This window comes from Paenibacillus sp. OAS669 (genome assembly GCF_014873645.1).
Taxonomy (GTDB): domain Bacteria; phylum Bacillota; class Bacilli; order Paenibacillales; family NBRC-103111; genus Paenibacillus_S; species Paenibacillus_S vulneris.
Genome location: NZ_JADBDR010000013.1, coordinates 1 through 20,363, shown reverse-complemented (window position 1 = coordinate 20,363; position 20,363 = coordinate 1). Strand labels below are relative to the sequence as shown.

18 protein-coding genes and 1 pseudogene are annotated in these 20,363 nt (G+C 52.0%); 12 read left to right on the top strand and 7 right to left on the bottom strand.

Going from position 1 to position 20,363, the window contains the following annotated elements; genetic code table 11:
• Nucleotides 1-16: 16 nt before the first annotated feature.
• From GGC63_RS24300 to GGC63_RS24275, 6 genes are read left to right on the top strand one after another with little or no spacing between them, the layout of a single operon-like run.
• Nucleotides 17-1,654, top strand: coding sequence for an ABC transporter substrate-binding protein (locus GGC63_RS24300; protein ID WP_192704540.1), 1,638 nt, complete (start codon nucleotides 17-19; stop codon nucleotides 1,652-1,654).
• 19 nt (nucleotides 1,655-1,673) lie between these two features.
• The gene (locus GGC63_RS24295; RefSeq protein WP_192704539.1) at nucleotides 1,674-2,648 is read left to right on the top strand and encodes an ABC transporter ATP-binding protein; all 975 of its coding nucleotides are present in this window, start codon (nucleotides 1,674-1,676) and stop codon (nucleotides 2,646-2,648) included.
• A gap of 43 nt (nucleotides 2,649-2,691) precedes the next feature.
• Nucleotides 2,692-3,729 (top strand): ABC transporter ATP-binding protein, encoded by a 1,038-nt coding sequence (locus GGC63_RS24290; protein ID WP_192704538.1) that lies wholly within the window; start codon nucleotides 2,692-2,694, stop codon nucleotides 3,727-3,729.
• The gene (locus tag GGC63_RS24285) at nucleotides 3,722-4,672 is read left to right on the top strand and encodes an ABC transporter permease (RefSeq protein WP_192704537.1); all 951 of its coding nucleotides are present in this window, start codon (nucleotides 3,722-3,724) and stop codon (nucleotides 4,670-4,672) included. The genes GGC63_RS24290 and GGC63_RS24285 overlap by 8 nt, the downstream gene beginning before the upstream one ends.
• A gap of 17 nt (nucleotides 4,673-4,689) precedes the next feature.
• A complete protein-coding gene (opp4C, locus tag GGC63_RS24280) occupies nucleotides 4,690-5,622 on the top strand; it encodes an oligopeptide ABC transporter permease (RefSeq protein ID WP_192704536.1) in 933 nt (310 codons plus the stop codon).
• 53 nt (nucleotides 5,623-5,675) lie between these two features.
• Complete coding sequence (locus tag GGC63_RS24275; protein ID WP_079913521.1) at nucleotides 5,676-6,971, top strand: MFS transporter; 1,296 nt, start codon at nucleotides 5,676-5,678, stop codon at nucleotides 6,969-6,971.
• Between the two features lie 315 nt (nucleotides 6,972-7,286).
• On the opposite strand, the gene GGC63_RS24270 is transcribed toward GGC63_RS24275, so the two are convergent.
• A complete protein-coding gene (locus GGC63_RS24270; RefSeq protein WP_412973893.1) occupies nucleotides 7,287-8,681 on the bottom strand; it encodes a sugar porter family MFS transporter in 1,395 nt (464 codons plus the stop codon).
• A gap of 447 nt (nucleotides 8,682-9,128) precedes the next feature.
• Between GGC63_RS24270 and GGC63_RS24265 the strand changes: the two genes are divergently transcribed.
• Together GGC63_RS24265 and GGC63_RS24260 are read left to right on the top strand one after the other, a co-directional pair.
• On the top strand, nucleotides 9,129-9,869 hold the full coding sequence (locus tag GGC63_RS24265; protein WP_192704535.1) for a hypothetical protein: 741 nt from the start codon (nucleotides 9,129-9,131) through the stop codon (nucleotides 9,867-9,869).
• A gap of 39 nt (nucleotides 9,870-9,908) precedes the next feature.
• Nucleotides 9,909-10,046 carry a hypothetical protein gene (locus GGC63_RS24260; RefSeq protein ID WP_192704534.1) on the top strand — a complete coding sequence of 46 codons (138 nt, stop codon included), beginning with the start codon at nucleotides 9,909-9,911 and terminating at the stop codon, nucleotides 10,044-10,046.
• Nucleotides 10,047-10,056: 10 nt separating this feature from the next.
• On the opposite strand, the pseudogene GGC63_RS34655 reads toward GGC63_RS24260, so the two are convergent.
• Both GGC63_RS34655 and GGC63_RS24255 read right to left on the bottom strand, forming a co-directional pair.
• A pseudogene (locus GGC63_RS34655) lies at nucleotides 10,057-10,206 on the bottom strand (permease); the annotation flags it as partial.
• Nucleotides 10,207-10,314: 108 nt separating this feature from the next.
• On the bottom strand, nucleotides 10,315-10,914 hold the full coding sequence (locus GGC63_RS24255; RefSeq protein WP_192704533.1) for a TetR/AcrR family transcriptional regulator: 600 nt from the start codon (nucleotides 10,912-10,914) through the stop codon (nucleotides 10,315-10,317).
• A 265-nt stretch (nucleotides 10,915-11,179) separates the two neighbouring features.
• On the opposite strand from GGC63_RS24255, the gene GGC63_RS24250 reads away from it, so the two are divergent.
• Both GGC63_RS24250 and GGC63_RS24245 read left to right on the top strand, forming a co-directional pair.
• On the top strand, nucleotides 11,180-11,857 hold the full coding sequence (locus tag GGC63_RS24250; protein ID WP_192704532.1) for a DNA-3-methyladenine glycosylase family protein: 678 nt from the start codon (nucleotides 11,180-11,182) through the stop codon (nucleotides 11,855-11,857).
• A gap of 17 nt (nucleotides 11,858-11,874) precedes the next feature.
• Entirely contained in the window at nucleotides 11,875-12,186 is a 312-nt protein-coding gene (locus GGC63_RS24245) for an MGMT family protein (protein WP_079913516.1), read from the top strand.
• A gap of 130 nt (nucleotides 12,187-12,316) precedes the next feature.
• Here GGC63_RS24245 and GGC63_RS24240 read toward each other — a convergent pair whose 3' ends face one another.
• From GGC63_RS24240 to GGC63_RS24230, 3 genes are read right to left on the bottom strand one after another with little or no spacing between them, the layout of a single operon-like run.
• The gene (locus tag GGC63_RS24240) at nucleotides 12,317-13,660 is read right to left on the bottom strand and encodes an AraC family transcriptional regulator (protein WP_192704531.1); all 1,344 of its coding nucleotides are present in this window, start codon (nucleotides 13,658-13,660) and stop codon (nucleotides 12,317-12,319) included.
• Nucleotides 13,635-15,122, bottom strand: coding sequence for a sensor histidine kinase (locus tag GGC63_RS24235; protein WP_192704530.1), 1,488 nt, complete (start codon nucleotides 15,120-15,122; stop codon nucleotides 13,635-13,637). Before GGC63_RS24235 ends, GGC63_RS24240 begins: the two co-directional genes overlap by 26 nt.
• The gene (locus tag GGC63_RS24230; RefSeq protein ID WP_192704529.1) at nucleotides 15,119-16,105 is read right to left on the bottom strand and encodes a substrate-binding domain-containing protein; all 987 of its coding nucleotides are present in this window, start codon (nucleotides 16,103-16,105) and stop codon (nucleotides 15,119-15,121) included. The genes GGC63_RS24235 and GGC63_RS24230 overlap by 4 nt, the downstream gene beginning before the upstream one ends.
• A 219-nt stretch (nucleotides 16,106-16,324) precedes the next feature.
• Here GGC63_RS24230 and GGC63_RS24225 point away from each other — a divergent pair, with 219 nt between their 5' ends.
• Complete coding sequence (locus tag GGC63_RS24225) at nucleotides 16,325-18,361, top strand: molybdopterin oxidoreductase family protein (RefSeq protein WP_192704528.1); 2,037 nt, start codon at nucleotides 16,325-16,327, stop codon at nucleotides 18,359-18,361.
• Nucleotides 18,362-18,509: 148 nt separating this feature from the next.
• Here GGC63_RS24225 and GGC63_RS24220 read toward each other — a convergent pair whose 3' ends face one another.
• A complete protein-coding gene (locus tag GGC63_RS24220) occupies nucleotides 18,510-19,196 on the bottom strand; it encodes a TetR/AcrR family transcriptional regulator (RefSeq protein WP_192704527.1) in 687 nt (228 codons plus the stop codon).
• A 245-nt stretch (nucleotides 19,197-19,441) separates the two neighbouring features.
• On the opposite strand from GGC63_RS24220, the gene GGC63_RS24215 reads away from it, so the two are divergent.
• Nucleotides 19,442-20,206, top strand: a complete 765-nt coding sequence (locus tag GGC63_RS24215; RefSeq protein WP_192704526.1) for an SDR family NAD(P)-dependent oxidoreductase — start codon at nucleotides 19,442-19,444, stop codon at nucleotides 20,204-20,206.
• Nucleotides 20,207-20,363: the final 157 nt, after the last annotated feature.

Here is a 20,363-nt window from a genome sequence, read left to right as displayed (position 1 = left end):
TAAGGGGGATGAGTCGATGAAGAAGACATACAAGACATGGGGCCTTATATCTCTCGCTTTGCTGATGCTGGCCGGCTGCAGCAAGCCTGCCGCAACGGATAAGGGCCCGGCGGCTGCGGCCGGAAGCACGTCCGGCGCCGCAGGAAATCAATTAACCGTCGGCATTACGAATCCGCCTTTAATGTTTAATCCGATTGATTCCGACGGAAGCGGGTCGAGCGGGGCCGTATTCATCTACCGGTACTTTTTCGACTCCTTGGTGAAGACGGTAGGCCCGTTGGATTTTAAAATGGCGTTGGCGGAATCCTTCACTACCGAGGATAACCAAACCTATAAGATAGCGATCCGCAATAATGCGAATTGGACGGATGGCAAGCCGGTCACTGCGCAGGATGTGGAATTTACGATCAATCTGATCGTCAATCCGAAGACTATTACCACGCAGCGCTCTGCGATCTTCGCTTTGGACGGCTTGAACGAGAAGGGCATGCTTCCGGCCGGACAGGATAAGCTGTCATCGGTCAAAGTTATTGACGACAAGCATCTGGAGCTTAAGACCTCCAAGCCGGTAGACCCTAACCTGCTGTACGAACGGTTTAGCGATCTGCTCATAGTCCCCAAGCATGTGCTGGAGGGGGCCGATCCGGCGGCGTTGAACCAGAATCCGTTCTGGAGAAATCCTAACGTGACGTCAGGTCCATACAAGTTCGTGAAATACGAGAATAAAGCCTATGTCGAGCTGGAGGCTAACGAGAATTATTATCGCGGAGCCCCCAAAATTGCCAAGGTCTTCGTTAAAATTATGCCGGCCTCCAACATGGTCGCCCAGCTGCAATCCGGCGAGCTCGACATGAATGCCGCCCAAGGCTCCGGCAATATCCCGGCCTCCGAGTGGAAGACCGTGAAGACCTTCGCGAATCTGCGAACCGAGGAGCAGCAGACACGACGCTACAACTCCGTTGAAATTAACATGGAGCGCTTCCCGGATAAGAAGGTGCGGCAAGCTCTGGCTTATGCGATTGACCGCCAGATGATTGTCGACCAGTTGATGCCGGGAGCGGGAGAGCTTCAGGACGGCCCGTATTCGAACTCGCATCCGTATCACGATAAAAATGTGAAATCCTACGGCTTCGATCCCGAGAAAGCGAAGCAGCTGCTGAAGGAAGCGGGCTTCGATATGAACAAGACCATCGAATTGATCGTTCCGACGGGAGATAAGACGAGGGAAATGGCAGGCAATATTATTCAGCAAAACTTCCAGTCGATCGGACTTAAGGTTAAGCAGGTGAACTTTGATTTCCCTACGACGGTGTCACGGCTTGTCAAAGGAGATTTCGACCTGGCGCTCAGCAGCTTCGGCAGCTTGATGGACCCTGACGGTCCGGCTACAGTATACCGTTCCACAGCGGCATTGAACGATATGAGGTACAAGAGCAAAGCCGTTGATGACCTGTTCAACCGGGGAATGAACGAGACGGATAAGGACAAACGATTCCAGATTTATAAAGAGCTGCAGAATACGATTCAGGAGGATGTTCCTCTCATTACGGTTTATTCCGAATACAACCTGATCGCCCTGTCCAAATCGGTTGAAGGCAAGGGCGGCGTAACGGATGGTATGCATTACAGTGTGAACGAATGGTACCGCAAATAAAAAACAATGGGGTGAGCACATGGAGGAGCTTTTGGAAGTACGCCAGCTTCGTACAGCGTTTCGAACCGAAGCGGGAGAGGTGACCTCGGTTGATGATGTCAGCTTTACGCTGATGCAGGGAGAGACATTAGGCATTGTAGGGGAATCCGGCTGCGGGAAAAGCGTGACCTCCCTGTCTATCTTGAAGCTGCTCGGACGAAACGGCAGCATCAAGAGCGGCTCGATTTTGTTCCGGGGCCAAGATCTCGTCACTATGCCGGATAATGAGCTCGGTTCTCTTCGGGGCAAAGAGATCGCCATGATCTTTCAGGATCCGATGTCCTCGCTCAATCCGGTATTCACGATCGGCAGCCAGCTGACCGAATCGATCCGGATTCATCTGAAGCTCCGAAGCAGGGAGGCTTGGCAGTATGCCGTCGGGTTGCTGAAGGCGGTCGGATTCCCGAGGGCCGAGGAAGTGATGCACCAGTATCCTCATACCATCTCGGGAGGTATGAAGCAGCGTGTCATGATCGCCATGGCGCTGGCCTGTAAGCCGAAGCTGCTCATAGCCGATGAGCCGACGACGGCGCTCGACGTCACGATTCAGGCGCAAATTCTGGAGCTGATGAAGCGAATCCGCTCCGAATCGAACACCTCGATCATACTTATCTCTCATGATCTGGGCGTCGTAGCCGAAATGGCGGACCGCATTATCGTCATGTACGCAGGGCAGGTGGTCGAGGAAGCGGAAGTATTCGAGCTGTTCGAGCGCCCTATGCATCCTTATACCATCGGATTGATGAGGTCCATTCCTCATTTGGAGCTAGAGGACGAAGAGCTGCAGTCCATCCCGGGGGCAGTCCCCTCTCTGCTCGATATGCCGGAGGGCTGCCGTTACCAGGCCCGATGTACGATGGCTGCGGAGATATGCAAGAAGGTCCCGCCGCTGGTCGAGGCGGCCGAGGGCCATAAGGTAAGGTGCTGGTTGTCCGGCAGCGAGGCCGTGCAGTAACACCATGAATGATATCAAATCCCAATGATGGAGGGGAACGACGATGCTGACAACCGGAAGAAGCGCAACAGTGCCTCAGGAGCCTCTATTGCAGCTGAAGGGGGTTAAGAAATATTATCCGATCAAACGCGGGGTGTTCTCCCGCACGATCGGCCATATAAAAGCGGTGGACGTGATCGACTTGGACGTCTACCCCGGCGAAACAGTAGGACTGGTAGGGGAATCCGGCTGCGGCAAATCGACGCTCGGCCGCAGCATTATCAAGCTGGAGGAGATAACGGAGGGAAGTATTCTGTTCCAGGGCCAGGATCTTGCTCCGATGGGCTTATCCAGGATGAGATCTCTCCGTTCGGATTTGCAGATGATTTTCCAAGATCCTTATTCCTCGCTCAACCCGCGCAAGCGAATTGTTGAACTTATGACAGAGCCGCTAAGGACATTAACCGGTGTGAGCGAGGCGGAGGCGCTCCGGCAGGCGGCAGAGCTGATGGAGCTTGTAGGCTTATCCCCGCAAAGCTTGGGCAAATATCCGCATGAATTTTCCGGAGGGCAGCGCCAGCGCATCGGCATTGCCCGTGCGGTAGGGCTTCGTCCCAGGCTGATCGTCTGCGACGAGCCGGTATCGGCGCTGGACGTATCGATTCAGGCTCAAGTCTTGAACCTGCTGAAGGGGCTTCAGCAGCAATTCCGATTAACCTATCTGTTCATCGGTCATGGGCTCGGGGCGGTCAAATATGTGAGCGACCGGATCGCCGTCATGTATTTGGGCAAAATCGTAGAAATAGCCCCCAAGAAACGAATCTTCTCTGCCCCGAGGCATCCTTATACGAAAGCGCTGCTGGATGCTTATCCGGCGCCCAACCCGAGTATGAGAAGCGCGCAGCGGATCGTGCTGGAGGGCGATGTGCCGAGTCCGGCTTCGCCTCCTTCAGGGTGCCGCTTCCACACCCGCTGCCCGATAGCGCAGCCGGTTTGCCGAGAGAGGGAGCCGGGCTTATCCGCAGGAGAGCATAGAGTCGCCTGCCATTTTCCTCTCGAAGGGGCGGAAGCGTCCGGAGCGGAGGAGCGTGCCTATGCTTAACTATGTCATCCGCCGGCTATTGATCGCCATTCCCGTACTGCTCGGTGTCACCTTTCTGAATTTTATCATCATTAATCTGGCTCCCGGCGATCCCGTGGATATGTATGTCAATCCCGACGTCTCTGAAGCGGATAAAGCCATTCGCCGCGAGGCGTTAGGTTTGAACGACCCGTTCCTGCTTCGTTACCTGAAGTGGCTGCTGAATCTGGCCCATGGAGATTTGGGGCATTCGTTCAGCTCCTTTCAGCCGGTCGTTAACCTCATCTCCGAGCGTATCGGTCCTACATTGCTCCTGATGGGAACCTCCATCCTGTTCGGTTATTTGATCTCCATTCCTATCGGCGTCTACTGCGCCGTCAAAGCCAATTCCAAGTTCGACTATTTCATGTCGGCGAATTCCTTTCTATGGGTATCGATCCCCAGCTTTTTCCTAGGTCTCGGCTTGATCTATGTGTTCGGCGTACTGCTCGGCGTCCTTCCGACGGGAGGCATGAGCACGATGGGCGGAAGCGGGGGCATGTGGGACACCGTACTGCATCTGATTTTGCCTACAATAACTCTCGGGACCTCGATAGCGGGAGGGATGGTACGGTATGTACGCTCCAGTGTGATGGAGGTATTGGGCCAGGACTATCTGCGAACGGCCAGAGCCAAGGGGGTTAAGGAGTTTTTTGTTGTCAACAAGCACGCGCTTAAAAACGCGCTCATTCCCGTCATAACGATCGCAGGGCTCGACATCCCGATCCTGATCGGGGGAGCGGTTATTACGGAAAGTATTTTTCAATGGAACGGTATGGGCCAGCTCACCATTCAAGCGATTCTTTCCCGGGATTTTCCTCTGTTGATGGGAATTAACATGCTGGCCGCTCTCACGGTGCTGTGCGCTAACTTATGGTCCGATTTGATGTATGCCGTTGTTGATCCCCGGATTAAGTACAATTAGGATGGAGGGAGAACCTTATGTCTTCGATGGATATGCAAAAAGAACTGACCGCAGCAGAAGCGCTGCCTTCAATTCTTCAAAGCCGATCCCCCGAGTTTGTGTCCGACAGCTATGCCAAGATCATCCTCAGGCGGTTTATGAAGCATAAAATGGCGGTAGCCGGCTTGGTCGCGCTTGCGCTTTTGATCCTCATCGGCATCTTTGCTCCGATGCTCGCACCCTATGACCCGAACGCGATAGGAAAGGCCTTCTCTGCCGCTCCTTCTGCCGAGCACTGGCTCGGAACGGACCAGGTGGGGCGCGATGTGCTGAGCCGTCTTATCTATGCGACCCGCGTTTCCTTGGCGGTAGGTGTAGTTACCGTAGCTCTTTATGTTATGATAGGTACGGTCATCGGAGCCATTGCCGGCTATATGGGCGGCTGGGTCGATATGGTGATCAATCGGGTGATTGATGTGGTCATGTCCTTCCCCAGCCTGATGGTCATATTGGTGCTTGTCACTGTACTTGGCACCGGGTTATCGAATATTATAATCGTATTGGCTTTGCTCGGCTGGCCTTCTGTGGCCAGGCTCGTCCGAGGGAGTGTGATGTCCTTGCGGCAAACGGAGTTTGTCAAAGCAGGCATAGCCCTTGGGTTGAGTACACCCAGACTGCTGTTCGGCCATATTCTCCCCAATGCCCTGGGACCGATTCTTGTGAATGCAACCTTCGGTGCAGCGGCGGCCATTTTATCCGAATCCTCGCTAAGCTTTCTCGGGATGGGGGTTCAGCCTCCGACGGCAAGCTGGGGTAACATGCTGAACGCGGCGCAATCGATTACGGCGCTGACGAGTCAGCCATGGCTGTGGATTCCCCCGGGGCTCATTATCATTGTCTCCGTATTATCGATTAATTTTATTGGAGACGGTGTGAGGGATGCTATGGACCCTAAGAAAATTAACGCTTAATGGGGAAGATTCCGGGCTGGCGGCGACTTTACAATGATAGTGGTGAGAAAAAAATGAACGTAAAACAAGCTTCGTCTGCAGTCGGGTCCGTTCTGCAATCTTTTCCAAGAGATGCTCTGTTCTTCTTAACGGCCAGCTTCGTGAATTCGACGGGCAAAGCGGTCATGTGGCCTTTGACCACCCTATATGTTCACAATGTGATGGGAAAATCGTACGGGGAAGCCGGGCTGATCGTTCTGTATCAGGCATTGTTCAGCGTGCTGGGAGAATTCGCAGGAGGTAATCTGTACTACCGGATCGGCCCCAAGGCGATGATCTCCGGCTCTTTTACTCTTTCCTCCTTGGCGTTATTCTCCATTGCTTTTACGGATAGCTGGCCGATCTACATTATGCTGGTCTGTCTGCTCGGGTTTACGAACGGCATCTCCATGCCGTCGATGAATGCGTATGTCGGCTTCCGCTGGAAGGAGCATCGGCGCAAGCTGTACAACGTGATGTATGTATGCAACAACTTCGGCTTGTCAATTGGGGCGATGGTAGGAGGACTTATTGCATCTATTTCGTTTAAGTTAACTTATGTGCTGACGGGAAGCACAACCCTGCTGTTCGCCGTGTTCTTGTATTTCTTTATGAAGGAAAGCTCTGTCCAGACGGCTGAAGATGCATCGGTGCAGGGACAAGAGGAAGGGAAGGGTGCTTCCTCCGTAAGAAAAGAAATCGTTCAGCTAAACCGCGGCCAGCTGCTGCGAAACGTGAAGCTGTATTTGTTTCTTTCGATCGGCTCCATGTTCTTCTGGCTGTCTTTTACCCAATGGTCCACAGGAGTGGCACCCTATATTGAAGAGCAGGGAATGGACTTGAAGTTCTACAGCTTACTATGGACGGTTAACGGAATCGTTATTCTTGTAGGGCAGCCCTTTACGAGCTGGATTAAAAGAAGGTTCGCGCAAAATATCGTTCGGCAAATGCTGATCAGCGCGCTATTCTCCGTGTCGGCGTTCTCCTTCATCCTATTCTTCCATGAGCTGTACCTGTACTTGATCATCGGAATGATACTGGCTACGCTGGGCGAAATGATGCTGCTGCCGGCCATACCGACCTTCTTCTCGGAACGCTCCGGAATCCATGCCCCGTTCTATATGGGGTTGGCAGGAGGCTTCGCTAATGTCGGAAGAATGATCGGACCGCTCATGTTCGGGCATGCGTTCGATTTATGGGGAATCGGCGCCGTGTTCTTCTTGGGCACGCTCTCGTCTCTGGCGGCTTTGGTCATGTTCTTCATCCATTCCAATATGAACAAGGATCCTGATCCGGTGACGGAAGTGAAGCTTCGTACCTTGCCTCATTAAAATTGAAGCTGAATAGGCTTTCCACCTGCACGCTGCATAAAGAAACACAGACCGCCAATTTGGGTGGTCTTGTTTTGTTAGAGGGACCTATTTTCGAGAAAGTTGCTATTTAGGAAGTGGGGTATGCCTCGGAGGAGTTTACGTCCGCCTTTGAAACCCGTGAAATTACCAATAAATCCGATCACAGTTTCACGGGCTTCAACAGCGGCTGGAGGGGCATATCCCACTGTATTATATGGCAACATTTCATGCTTTGGTTTCTTCAACAAAAAGACCGCCTCTTTCGATATCGAGGCGATCTTTTTTCAATGCAGCTTATGCTTTTTCAGCCGACCATAGAGATTCAATTTCCTCCAGTGACTTGCCTTTGGTCTCAGGAACAACACGCCAGGTGAACAGAACCGTGATCAAGGACATGATCCCGAAGATCCAGAAGGTCATTGCAGGTCCAGCCGAATTAAGCATGGGCGGGAACGACTGCGAAACGACGTAATCGGCTGCCCAAAGCGCCATAGAAGCTATGGCTGTAGCTCTGCCGCGAATCCGGTTAGGGAAAATTTCGGCTAACAGGACCCAAACGACAGGGCCGAGCGAAACGGCAAAGGCTGCGACATAGAGCAGGATGAAGATCAGCACAAGCGGTCCGGAGGTATGTCCCGTATGAAACGCGATGCCAATGACGGCCAGACAAAGCGTCATAACGGAAGAACCGACGAGCAGCAAAGCTTTGCGGCCTACTTTATCAATCAGCCATAGTGCCAGAATAGTAAACAAGAAATTAATAAATCCTACTAATATCGTTTGCACCAGCGATGCGTTCGTACCTGCGCCAGTTTGCTTAAAGATCTCCGGAGCGTAATACATGATGGCGTTAATACCGGTGATTTGCTGAAGAACCGCTAGCGCTACGCCGACGATAAGAGCAATCCTAAGACCTGGACGGAACAATTGACGAATAGACGATCCTTTTTCCTGCTTGAAGCTTTCTTTAATATCCAATACCTCTTGACGGGCCGGCTCCTCCCCGTGAATCTTCAACAGGATCGGCAGCGCTTCAACCGGTCTGCCTTGCTTGATCAGCCATCTAGGGCTTTCGGGTACAAAGAAGAGCAGCACCAGGAAAATAACTCCCGGAATAGCACCGACTCCAAACATCCAACGCCATGCGGTAGAGATGTTCCAGGCTTCATCCCCAGCCCCGGCAATGCCGGAGTTTACAAAGTACACAAGGAAAATCCCGGTAACGGTTGCAAGCTGATTCAAAGCAACAAGACGTCCACGGTATTTCGCGGGCGCGATTTCGGCATTGTACAGCGGGCACAAGGTAGATGTAATCCCGATCCCGAGACCCCCGATCATGCGGGCGATGATATAGCCGGTGAATGTATCCGGAATGGCCGAACCGATCGACCCTATAACAAAAAGAATGGCGGCAGCGATCAGCACCTTTTTCCGGCCGAACCTGTCACTTAAAACCCCGGAGCTTGCAGCCCCGATAATACAACCGATAATAAGGCTGGATACGGCCCAGCCGACCTGCAATTCATTCAAGTCGAAGCGGGCTTGCATAAAGCCGATGGCTCCCGAAACGACGGCTGTATCAAATCCAAATAATAAACCGCCTAACGCGGCCACTATGGAAACGAGCGTAACGAACTTTATGCTTCCTTGCTCGGCCTGCTCGTCCGTTTTTGTCATGGTCATATCCATAGGAATGCTCCCCTTTCTGTCTTGCCTCTGTTGCGAACGAGTTCATTATAGCACGCGTAAGAACGGGGATGGCGGCCGATCGTCTTCACTTATTTGTGTTGTTCCTGCATTTAATTTGCCCTGATTTTTTAAAGGGATTCAAAACGGGAAAGGTAGCACATATTTGTTGCTTGGTAGCAAAAAAGTGCTTGGGGGTGGAGAAAAAGGATGACGCGATTTTGATGTGATCTACTTAGGGGGAAGTTATATTTTTTGGCAGGGACGGCTGATATCAGTTGAAAAGGTAAAATAGGATATTTTTAAATTATTGTGAAGTGGGAAGCGTAACTGGTCGATAAAAAGTAAAAGCTCATTGTGATTGAAAAGGGGCACCTTTAATCGAAACTATTGTTGGATCTCCAGTTTTTAGTTTTAAATATATCAAATTGATACTGGGAGATGTGACTTATGCAAAGGAATTTCATAATAGGTATGATATTAATGATTATATCAGCGTATCCTTTGTTTTTAATTGTTCAAGAAAATGTTTTGGACAGTTATGTAAATTCCAGATATGAAATAAAAGAATTCATTGACATAAGAAACATGAGACATCGAGTAGTTACTCAAGTATCCAATGACCTTGCCTCCCCCATTATTTGGAGAAACAATACTGTTGAAGTAATAACAAAAGATACTGGTAGGGATGCTCCAACATCTAATAATCAAAATAAACGTATTAAACAAATTATAATTAAAATAAATGGAATGGAAGAATCGCTTCCGACAGAAGCTTTGCTGCCCCAAAAAATAACAAAAGATAGCGATTTCTTATCTTGGCTTAACATATTAGAAATAAAAGATAAAAAAAGCAATAAAGAAAAATTAGCAATTGTTCAACGTCTAGTAAACGACTGGAATAACCGGGAAGTAGAACACCAAAAATGGAGAATCCTATATGTTGATGAAGATATGCGAGTTACCGAGGAGACATTCTCGTACATAGATAGGGGAAAGCATTTACTGGGCGTGAAATTGCTGCTTGATTCCTCAGAGTCAACGACATGGATTGGGTATAAATCAGATATCGCTTACACCCTTCCTTCGATACTCTTTCCATTAATCTACCCCACAGGTACGTTTCTGATTGGTATCGTAGTATTAATTACTTGGTCCAATAATAATAGAAAAAAACGATTAGTTATTTAGAATTTTAACCAAGGAATTCAGAGTTTGAAGGGGAACCCGATGTGCAAATCACTTCTGGAGCTAGAAAAGCTGAGAGTATGGGCACAAACTTATCTACAGAAGCTGGAGCTGCGTTGCCATCACATGCTGATCCGCGAGCTTCATGCCAGCAAACGGAAACGGGGGCATGAGTGGTAGATGAGGTTCCATCAACAGGCTCCATCGTTTCTACGCCCGACAAGAAAAGCGGAACAAACACAACGTCCAGCAGCTGCGTGCTAAGCATGAGTGCCCATAACGGTACTTCCGGAGTCTTTGCTTTCACCGCGGCAGCCAGGCCGAAATGTCCTGCGAACATTTTACATCCCTTCCTTTCGTTGGGTGGAGCGGGCTCTGGAGTCCAGCCACCCGCATCCTGCGCTAAAAAGAATAACGAACAACAAAAAACTCATAGCCTTCCACTCCTTTAGGTTTCTGGTTTAGCGATGGTTTCCAAGTTTTGTTTCATAGCTTCAATACCCGCAAGGAAGGTGTCGATTAGCAATCTGAAGCTGACATCGAGATCAAGCGGCAGTCCAAAGCCGCCCCGCTGCTCTAGTGAAGCAAAGCCATGCAGCAGGCTGCGCAATCCCCGCACGGCATGTATGGCAGCGTCACCCTGCAGGTCGTAAGCGTGCAGCACGCGTACGGCGAGGTCGACGATGTCCCCTCCGACCTTTTGGATCTCCTTGTCCGTTGGTTCAGGGGCGCGAAGAGTTGCATCGTACAAACCCGGATGGGAGCGGGCAAATGTAATATATGCTTCGCTTATCGCGTGTACGGCGGCAGCACCGGACCGGCCTACGGCTGCGCGCGTCATGCAATCGAGCAGCTGCTCCAGCCCGTAAACGGCGAGCTTTTTGCGAAGACCGGGCAATCCGTTGACATGGTTATATAGGGAGGGGGATTTGATATCCAGCTTTTGAGCCAGAGATGCCAGCGTAATCTCATCCAGCCCTTGGGAGTCGGCCATTTCTGCTGCCGCTTGCAAAATCGTGGACAAATCAAGTCCGATTCGTGGTGACATGGGTAAGCTCCTTTTCGACTAAAACTAATAATGTTAGTTTTATAATAACTAATGTCATTAGTTTTGACAATAGGGTAATTCCATAAAATGAAAAAATATATGCTTATGTGGTGTTAAGCGAAAGGGAATTGCTTGAAGTACGTTTAGGTCGGCAATTATAATAAATAGAAAGTATGTTCGATTATGGACCTGGCTCTTAGGAAGACATTTTAGAAAATGCATGAGTGATTTGATACTAAAAAGATCCTTGGAAATGAGGAATCCCATGACATCCTTATTCGAATTACATGCGGACGAGCCTAGGCTTCGTCAGTTATGCCTTCAAGACGCCAGATTGGCGGTGCTGGTCAGAGCGGTGGGTCCGTTAAACGTGCCGAAACGAACGGACGGTTTTGAATATTTGGCCAAGTCGCTCATTAACCAGCAGCTTTCGGTCAAAGCGGCAGCGACGATCTGTCAGCGCGTGGAGCAGCAGTGCGGCGGGATCACACCGGATTCCATGCTCGCTGCATCGGAGGACATCCTGCGCGCCGCGGGCGTTTCCAGGCCCAAGATCGGATACATCCAAGGGCTGGCCCAGCTGGTCAAGCAGGGAGAAATCGACTTTGCCGCATGGGACGGGATGAGCGATGAGGAAGCTATCGAGGCATTGACGAAGATCAAAGGAATTGGCCGGTGGACGGCCGAAATGTTTCTGATTTTTTTCATGGGCCGCGACAATGTACTGTCGATGGGGGATGCCGGGCTTCGCCGTGCAGCGTTGTGGCTCTATGAAGGGGAAAAAGGAAACGGAGCCGCTGTGTTGGAGCAGCAAAGTTTGGCTTGGGAGCCTTACCGATCGATTGCCTCTTTGTATTTATGGGAAGCGATCAACCAGGGTCATGTCGTTGAGGGGCCGTATAGCAAATTTTGCGAGAAGCTCGCAGAGCAGCAGCGTGAATAGGGGAGCGGGTGAAGGGAATGACGCCTTTTACTAGGCAGGTGATCGAGATTATTAAAGCCATACCGGAAGGGCATGTCATGACTTACGGGCAAATTGCGGAATTAGCCGGAAGCCGGAGAGCGGCGAGACAGGTCGTGAGAATTCTTCATTCGTCCAGTAAAAAATACAATCTCCCGTGGTACCGGGTCGTCAATGCCAAAGGCGAGATAGGGCTCCAGGGAGACGAAGCCCGTTTCCTGCAAATCATGCACCTGCAAAATGAAGGGGTCGCCGTGGACGACGAGGGCAAAATGGATTTGACCCGCTGGCAGTACCACCCGGAAGAATGAAGGGAATAAAAGTTAGCGGTTTATTAACGATCTGACTTATATACCTTGTAAACCATTAAGGGCATGTAGAAATTACCTGAGCTTGGGCTGGGGGAATACAGGCCTTTTTAGCTTTTATATAGCCAAAAGCTTAATTCTCCTGCCCGCGATAATCAGTCGGAGTCATTCCGGTCACTTTTTTAAACACCCGGCTGAAATAGTTGGGGTCCTTGTAGCCTACCTCGAAGCAAACCTCTTTGAGACTTAATTCATTGGAAGCCATCAGCTCTTTGGCTCTCTCGATTCTAAGCCGGGTGAGAAAGTCGATAAAGGTTTCCCCTATATGCTGCTTGAACACTTTGCTGAAATAGTGGGGATTGAGGTGCACGACGTCAGCGACCTCCTCAAGCGAAATATCTTCGGTGAATTTGCTCTCGATGTAGCATTTGGCTTTATCCAGGACATGGATCGTCTGTTCCTCGCGCTCCTCGCGAATGCGCTGCAAGGCAGACAGCACGTAGGACCGGTGCTCGGCGGATTCCCTGTGATCGCTTGCACGGGCAAGGGCAGAGCCGCCGCCTTGCTTGGTTACCTCTTCAAACAGGCAGACTCTGCCGCCCTCCTCAAAATATGTCGAAGCAAAGACGGCTTCGAAATACGATTTGCGCAGTCCCTCGACATTCGAATGAGTCGAACCGATGCCGATAGAGGCTGTAAGAGAGAGCTGGCGTTCCGTCAGAGCGCATATCTTCTCTCCGTACTGCCGCAGGGTCGATTGCCAGTCCGAGCCCTGCGCGGCGGCAGCTTTGCTTAGAAAGACCGCCATATGCCGGTCGATGAAGGAGCTGACGAGAGAAGGTCCGGCAAAATGAGATTTAGCGAAGCTGCGGACCGTATCGTAGATTTTGGTCTTATCCTGCGAGTAGACATGATCGGAGAAGGCGATCACGATCGAGCAGCCTTGCTCCAGCGGGAAGCTCAGCCATTCGGACAGCAGGGGAGCGCTGGCTCCCGTCACCTGGTCTACCATGAACATGAGGGCCAGCTCATTCTCTACGAGCGGCTGCAGCTGAGAGACCTTGTCCCTAAGCTGAAGGTCCTCCGCCCGTTTCAGGCGCTCCCGTTCCAGCTCATCGACAAGCTGCTGCAGGATCTGAACGACTTGTTCCCGTCGCGCCGGCTTCACGATATATTCCTTTACCCCGAGGGTCAGCGCTTCTTTGGCATAGGAGAAATAATCGTATGCGGTGACGAGCACCATCTTGGTCTCGGGCAGCAGTCCTTTAATCTCCCGAAGCGCATCCAGACCTTGAATGCCGGGCATATTGACATCCATCAGCACGATTTGCGGGCGGTGCTCTTCCGCACGTTCAATCGCCATACGGCCGTTCTCGGCATGAATGACTTCGAACTGTCCGGGCAGCATGTTCTGAACGATCCATTCGAGCCCTTCGCGCTCTAAAGCCTCATCATCGGCTATCAACAGACGATACATCGTTCGATTCACTCTCCTTTCTATCAGGGATACGGATCAGAATGCGGGTTCCCTCTCCAGGCTTGCTTTGAATATCGACCAGATCATTCCGTCCGTACAACAATTGCAGACGCTTAAATACATTCGCCGTCCCCAGTCCCGTGGACGGTTTCTTCGCTTGCTCCGATGCTTCTCCGACAGCGGGGCGTACGTTCCCCTCCAGATGGAGGAGCCTTTGCCGGACGTCCTCACTCATTCCGGCACCGTTATCCTCGACAGCCAGGCAGACACCTTCGGCATCCCACCGGACGGCGATGCGGATCATGGCGCCTTGCTCCATACGCTCAATGCCGTGCAAAAAGGCGTTCTCCACCAATGGCTGGATGGTAAGGGCGGGAATGGGCGCCGATAGAGCGGAAGCATCGATATCCATTTCGAAACGTACCCGGTCGCGAAAGCGTGCCTGCTGAATCGCGATATATTCTTTCAAATGATCGAGCTCGTCCTTCAGTGTCACCGGCTGGTCCAGCTTGCTCAAGTTATAGCGCAGCAGATTGGACATGGACACGATAAGGTCACTCGTTTTCTCGGCTCCTTCAATCAACGCCAGCTTGGAAAGCACGTTGAGCGTATTGAACAGAAAATGGGGCTGGATCTGGCTTTGGAGCGCTTTAAGCTCCAATTCCTTCACGAGACGGTCCTTCTCGAGGCTTTCCTTATCCTTTTCAATGAGTACGGATAAATCCGCCATCATTTGCTGGAAGGTATCGGATAAAATCCCCAGCTCATCCTCCGAACGAGGGGGAGCGGCTTCGCTGGCCGACTCCAGCTGGCCTTTGGATACACGCTGGGCCATCCGGAGAAGGCGGCGAACCGGTCCGGTAATGCTGCCGGATATCCATAAGGCGAGCCCGATCCCGAGCAGCGTGTTGACGATAAACACGGCGGCTCCCAGCCGGTTCAACCGGTTGTTCTCCACTTGAAGCTGCTGGTAGGCAGGCTGGTATGAGCTCAGCTCCAGATCGACGAGGGCTTGTCCTGCCTCCCGGATAAACCCGAGTGTGGATTCCGCTTCTTCATAATGGCTTAACGCCATGGAAGGAGAGTGCTCCAGGGAGGAGGAGAGAGAGGCCTGCTCCTGCTCCTTCAGCGTATCCAGCATATGAACGTAGCTTGTCAGCTCCGAAGGCTGAAGAGAGGACGGGAGCTGTGCCGAGAGCTCCTCGCGAATGGCGGCCAGTTCTGCTTGTCCCCGTTCGAGCTCGGTCGTATCGGTTCCTTCCGGATTCAGCAAATAGCCGTACAGTGACTTTAACGTTTGCTCGGCCGTTTGAGCGGACTGCTTGTACTGCAGCATCCGGTGCATCATGCGGTCATAGCTGGTCTGGACGATCTTCTCGCTCTGAAAGACGAAGAAGGTCACGGCATTAGCCAGCAGCACCAGCAACGGGATAAACAGCAGCAGCTTGGTGCGGATCGTCATCGGCAAGCGCCTCCTGCTGCGCCGTCCAACGTAGCCTTGTCAAGAAGCGTGACGGCAATGAAATGCTCCTTCTCCGGAGCTTGGCCGCTCCAATACTGCTCCAGCAGCTTAACCGCATCGAAGCCCATCCGGTAAGGCTGCTGCACGATGGAGGAAGCGATTTTGCATTGGCGGATGCCTTCTATCGTCTCCGGAAGGTCGTCGAAGGCGTAAATTTGCAGATCGCTCCGCTTGGCACGTTCCGCCGCTTTCATAATGCCTATGCCGTCCAAGGCGCTGAATCCGACCATGATCTGCATTTGCGGATGGTCCTTCAGCATATCGGCTGCTTGCTGCTCCGCCTGCAGCCGGGAAATATTGGACGTTCGCACTTCCGTAATCGCAAGGGCCGGATTATGGCCGATAGCCTTACGGAACCCCTCCAGCCTGAGCTGCTGGCTTTGTGCGGAGCTTCCAACAAGGACGCCGATGCTGCCTGCGCCACCGGCCTTTTGAATGACAAGCTCACCCATCCGCTTGCCTGCTGCTTCGTTGTCCGTGCCGACGTAGGACAGCCTGCTGCTGGCCGGCTCGTCCGTATCCACGGCAAGGACGGCGATGCCTTGGGCAATCGCTTTATCGATCCACTGCCGATACTGCGGATCGCCAAGGCCCTGTACCAGAATGGCATCGGCCTTGGCCGCAATCGCCTTCTCCAGCAGCTTCGCTTGCTCGGCCGGATTGATGCGGAAGGAGCCGGTATACTCCAGCTCCCAGCCGTTCTGCTTCACAGCGTCGCGCGCTCCCTGCTCGACGGATCTCCAGAATGGGTTATCCAGCTCCTGCGAGATGAGCACAATGTGGCGCGGAGCCGTTTCCGTTACGGCCGCCGGCGGCTTCACAAGCTCACGAATCCGCAAGGTCGAGAACAAAAATTGCAGCAGCAGGCCGATGAAGACTATGGTAAGAACTAGAAGGCTTATGGACCATTTTCGATTCGACATGCTTGCCTCCGTGCTACTATGATAAGACGCCGCTAGACGTTTTTCTTCTTATCTAATTATACAAAACTGGCGTCGGAATCCCAAACGGACGAAGCAGCAGAGCAAGCCCGGAAGGCAAGTCTTTACTAATCCGGGGCTTTTTCATAAACTGATACTAGAGTAAAGAGTCTGTGTGACCGGCTATCGGCCAAATCTAAACAGGACGGAAGGAGCTGCAGCATGAGTTCTGCGATACATCAACAAACAGGAGTGTTTCCATCCGTATGTTCTTTGGATTGCCCTGATCAATGCGGTTTATTGGTGCATAAGGAAAACGGAAAAATTGTGAAAATCGAAGGAGACCCTTCGCATCCGGTGACCCAAGGGGCTATCTGCAACAAGGTCCGCAATATGGGCGAGCGGATTTATGACGCCAAGCGTCTTCAATATCCAATGAAACGTACGGGGAAAAAGGGAAGCGGGCAGTTCGAGCGCATCACGTGGGAGGAAGCCATCGAAACGATCACCTCTCATTGGAAAAAGACGATTGCAGAGTACGGCTCGGAAGCGATTATGCCTTACAGCTTCTACGGGAACATGGGATTGATCGGAACGGAAGGGATGGATCGGCGGTTCTTTCACCGTCTCGGTGCAACCCGGTTAAAGTACTCGATTTGCTCTGCGGCCGGCTCGGAAGGCTACAGCTATACGATGGGCGCCGGTGTCGGGACCGACCCGGAGGAAACGGTTCATACGAAGCTGTTCATCATGTGGGGGATCAATACGGTCAGCACCAACATGCATCAGGTGGTCCTGGCCGAAAAGGCGAGAAAGAACGGAGCGCAGGTCGTCGTGATCGACGTTCACAAAAACCAGACCGGACGCTGGGCCGACTGGTTCATTCCGATCAAGCCGGGCACGGATGCAGCGTTGGCGCTTGGTCTGATGCATATTTTGTTCGACGAGAAGATGACGGACGATGCATTTTTGCAGGAATATACGGTAGGCCATGAAGAGCTGCGCCAGCATGTGCGGCAGTATGATCCTGTCACAGTATCGGGCATCACCGGTGTGCCTGTAGAGGACATTTATAAGCTGGCCCGGATGTACGGGCAAACCTCGCCTTCGTTCATTCGTATCGGCAACGGCCCTCAGCATCATGATAACGGGGGCATGTGTATTCGCACGATCTCATGTCTGCCTGCCCTGACAGGACAGTGGCTTGTGCGGGGCGGTGGCGCGATCAAGGGCAACGGCTCGGTATTGGTGCATAATGAGTTCGCTCTGATGCGACCAGACCTGCTGCCGGGCAAGGTCCGCCAGGTTAATATGAACCAGCTGGGAAGCGCGCTGCTGGAGCTGGACCCTCCTATCCGCTCGATGTACGTCTACAATTCGAACCCGGCCGTCGTAGCTCCGGAGTCGAATAAAGTAAGGCAGGGGCTGGAGCGGGAAGACCTGTTCACCGTCGTCCATGATCTGTTCCTGACGGAAACGGCGAAGTATGCGGACATCGTGCTGCCGGCGACATCGGCATTTGAGAACACGGATTTCTATGCATCTTATTGGCATCATTACATTCAAATTCAAAAGCCGGTGATCGAGCCTTACGGCGAGAGCAAGTCGAATGTCGATGTATTCCGCCTGCTGGCGCAGGCTATGGGCTTTGAGGATCAGGCGCTGCGCGATACGGACGAGGAGCTGATTCGCCAAGCATTGGATAACCCCGCGAATCCGGCGATAGCGGGAATCACCTACGAGGCCCTTGTGGAACGGCAGTATGTCAAAGCGGATGTGAAGCCGCTGTTTCCAGGCAAGCTGCAAACGCCGAGCGGCAAGATCGAGCTGTATTCCCAAACGATGGAGAAGAAAGGATACCCTCCATTGCCGACCTATACGCCGCTGTGTGAAGATGAGGACCTGCCGTTCCTGTTCATTCCGGGACCAAATCATAACTTCCTGAACTCGACATTTCCCAATAACGAGAAGCATGTCCGCATGGAAAAGACGCAGAAGCTGCATATGAATGCGAAGGATGCTGAGGCTCGCGGCATTCAGAACGGAGAGCTCGTACGTGTATGGAACAGCCGCGGAGAATGTGAGCTGACCGCCTCGGTAGGGGAAGACGTGCTGCCTGGCGTTGTGGTGAGCCAAGGGCTTTGGGCGGACGCGCCGGGCGGCAAAAGAAACGTCAACGCCCTGACCCCGGACCGCATAGCGGATATGGGAGGAGGCGCGACCTTCTTCTCAGGCCGCGTGCAGGTAGATAAACTATAGCCAGTTCAAGTTAGCGTTCAGTCGAGCACTTATCAATAGATACAAATAGACCGTACCAGCGTAGGGAAAAGCTCCCCTTAGAGCAGCAGGCTTTTATTATTTCGCCTGTCTACTTTAAGGGGAGCTTATCTTTTACAGCAGGTACGGTCTATTTTTGAGATTGTGGCGTATTAGCGGCGCCGGCCGGCCCCCGCAAATAGTCCAAAAAGATTTGCTTCATTACCAGCAGCTGGGTTTCCGGCTCCATGTCGGACTCCAGCATTGCGATGTTTTTTTGCAGGGACAGCTTCTGCGCGAAAATACCGAACGCATTGGCCATCGTCGATAACGTATCTGGAATGGAGATATCCGAACGAATCGAGCCATCGTGCATTCCTTCTTCCATGATGCGGTGATAGATCGCCGAGATCTGATGATACTCAGCGTTGAATTTATCGATATCCTCCAGCGGCTCCGGCGATTGGGCGGCATAGCTCTGGAAGGCTTCGAGCAGCCTGGTCCGCTCCCCGTGAGTTTCGCGGCTGAAGGATACGAAATGATCAAACACTCGCTCCAGCTTGCTGAGGCAGCTCTCCTGCCTTGCGGCTATGTCCTCAAATACAGGCGCTTGAGACTCCATTAGGCGGGTGGCCACGGCGACGATCAATTTATCTTTCTTGGGAAAGTACCGAAACAAGGTGGCGATGCCCACATTATCTTCTTTGGCCACGTCCTGCATGGTAGCCTTTTCGAAGCCTTTTCTCAGAAATACACGTTCTGCAGACGCGATAATGCTGCTGAGTCGCTGCTGCTTGCCTTGAAGCCGCTCCTGTTCCCATCTGCTCTTGGGGTCCATTAACGTTCAACTCCTCAACCATGTCATAATTGATAGCCATGCTATCAAAACGACCAATCGTTGTCAACTTCACCTGCTTTTTCTTGCCTGCAAAGAAGGGGGATGGATTGAAAAGAAAAATGGGTAGTGATATAATCAGATTTGTAGTGATAGTCATACTATCATATAGATAGTATGACTATCACACTCGATTTTCCCTATCCGTTAAGGATAGAATACCCATACTGCTAAGGAGATGGAACAATATGACAACTACAGTTACGAACCCCATTGCTGTAATTACCGGTGCAGGAAGCGGTATAGGAAGAGCCAGCAGCTTGAAGCTCGCTCAGAACGGAGCCAAGGTTGTATTGGTCGATTACAACAAGGAAGCCGGAGAAGAGACGTTAAAGCTTGTGCAGGAGCAAGGCGGAGAAGGGATCTTCGTTCAGGCCAACGTAGCGAAGAGTGAGGACGTACAATATTATGTGAATGAAGCCGTCAAGACCTACGGCCGGATTGATATATTTTTCAATAATGCAGGAATCATTCAAAAATTCTCGATGCTTTCGGACACCGACGAGGCTGAATTCGACCGTATCCTGGCGGTCAACGTCAAAGGAGTCTTTCTCGGGCTGAAATATGTTCTGAAAGTGATGGAGAGCCAAGGCAGCGGAACCATCATCAATACGGCCTCCACGGCAGGAATTCGCAGTGAGCACAGCGCGGGCGTCTATTCCGCCAGCAAGCATGCGGTGATCGGGTTGACGAAATCGGCCGCTTTGGAATATGTGAAGAAAGGAATCCGTGTGAACGCGATTTGTCCGGGAGGAGTGAAAACCGCTTTGACGGATAGCGTTCCTGTGACGATGCAGCAGACCGGCTATGTGCCTGAGGAAGTCTCGAATATGAGAATGGGCCGCTTCGCACAGCCGGAAGAGATCGCGGGCATGGTAGCCTTCCTGGCTTCGCCTGAATCGAGCTACATGACAGGCTCTATCGTGCTGGTTGACGGCGGCTTGACGCTGTAAAAAATAAACCTGGGAAACAAACGCAATCTGCGATTGACGCGGGTTGCGTTTTTTTGTACATAGGCGTGCCCAGCTAAGCACGCATCTTCTATCCGGTGAAAGTCCGGTCGCGGGAGGGGCCAAGCCCCCGCGTAGCTTGGATTCTTATGTATGGCGA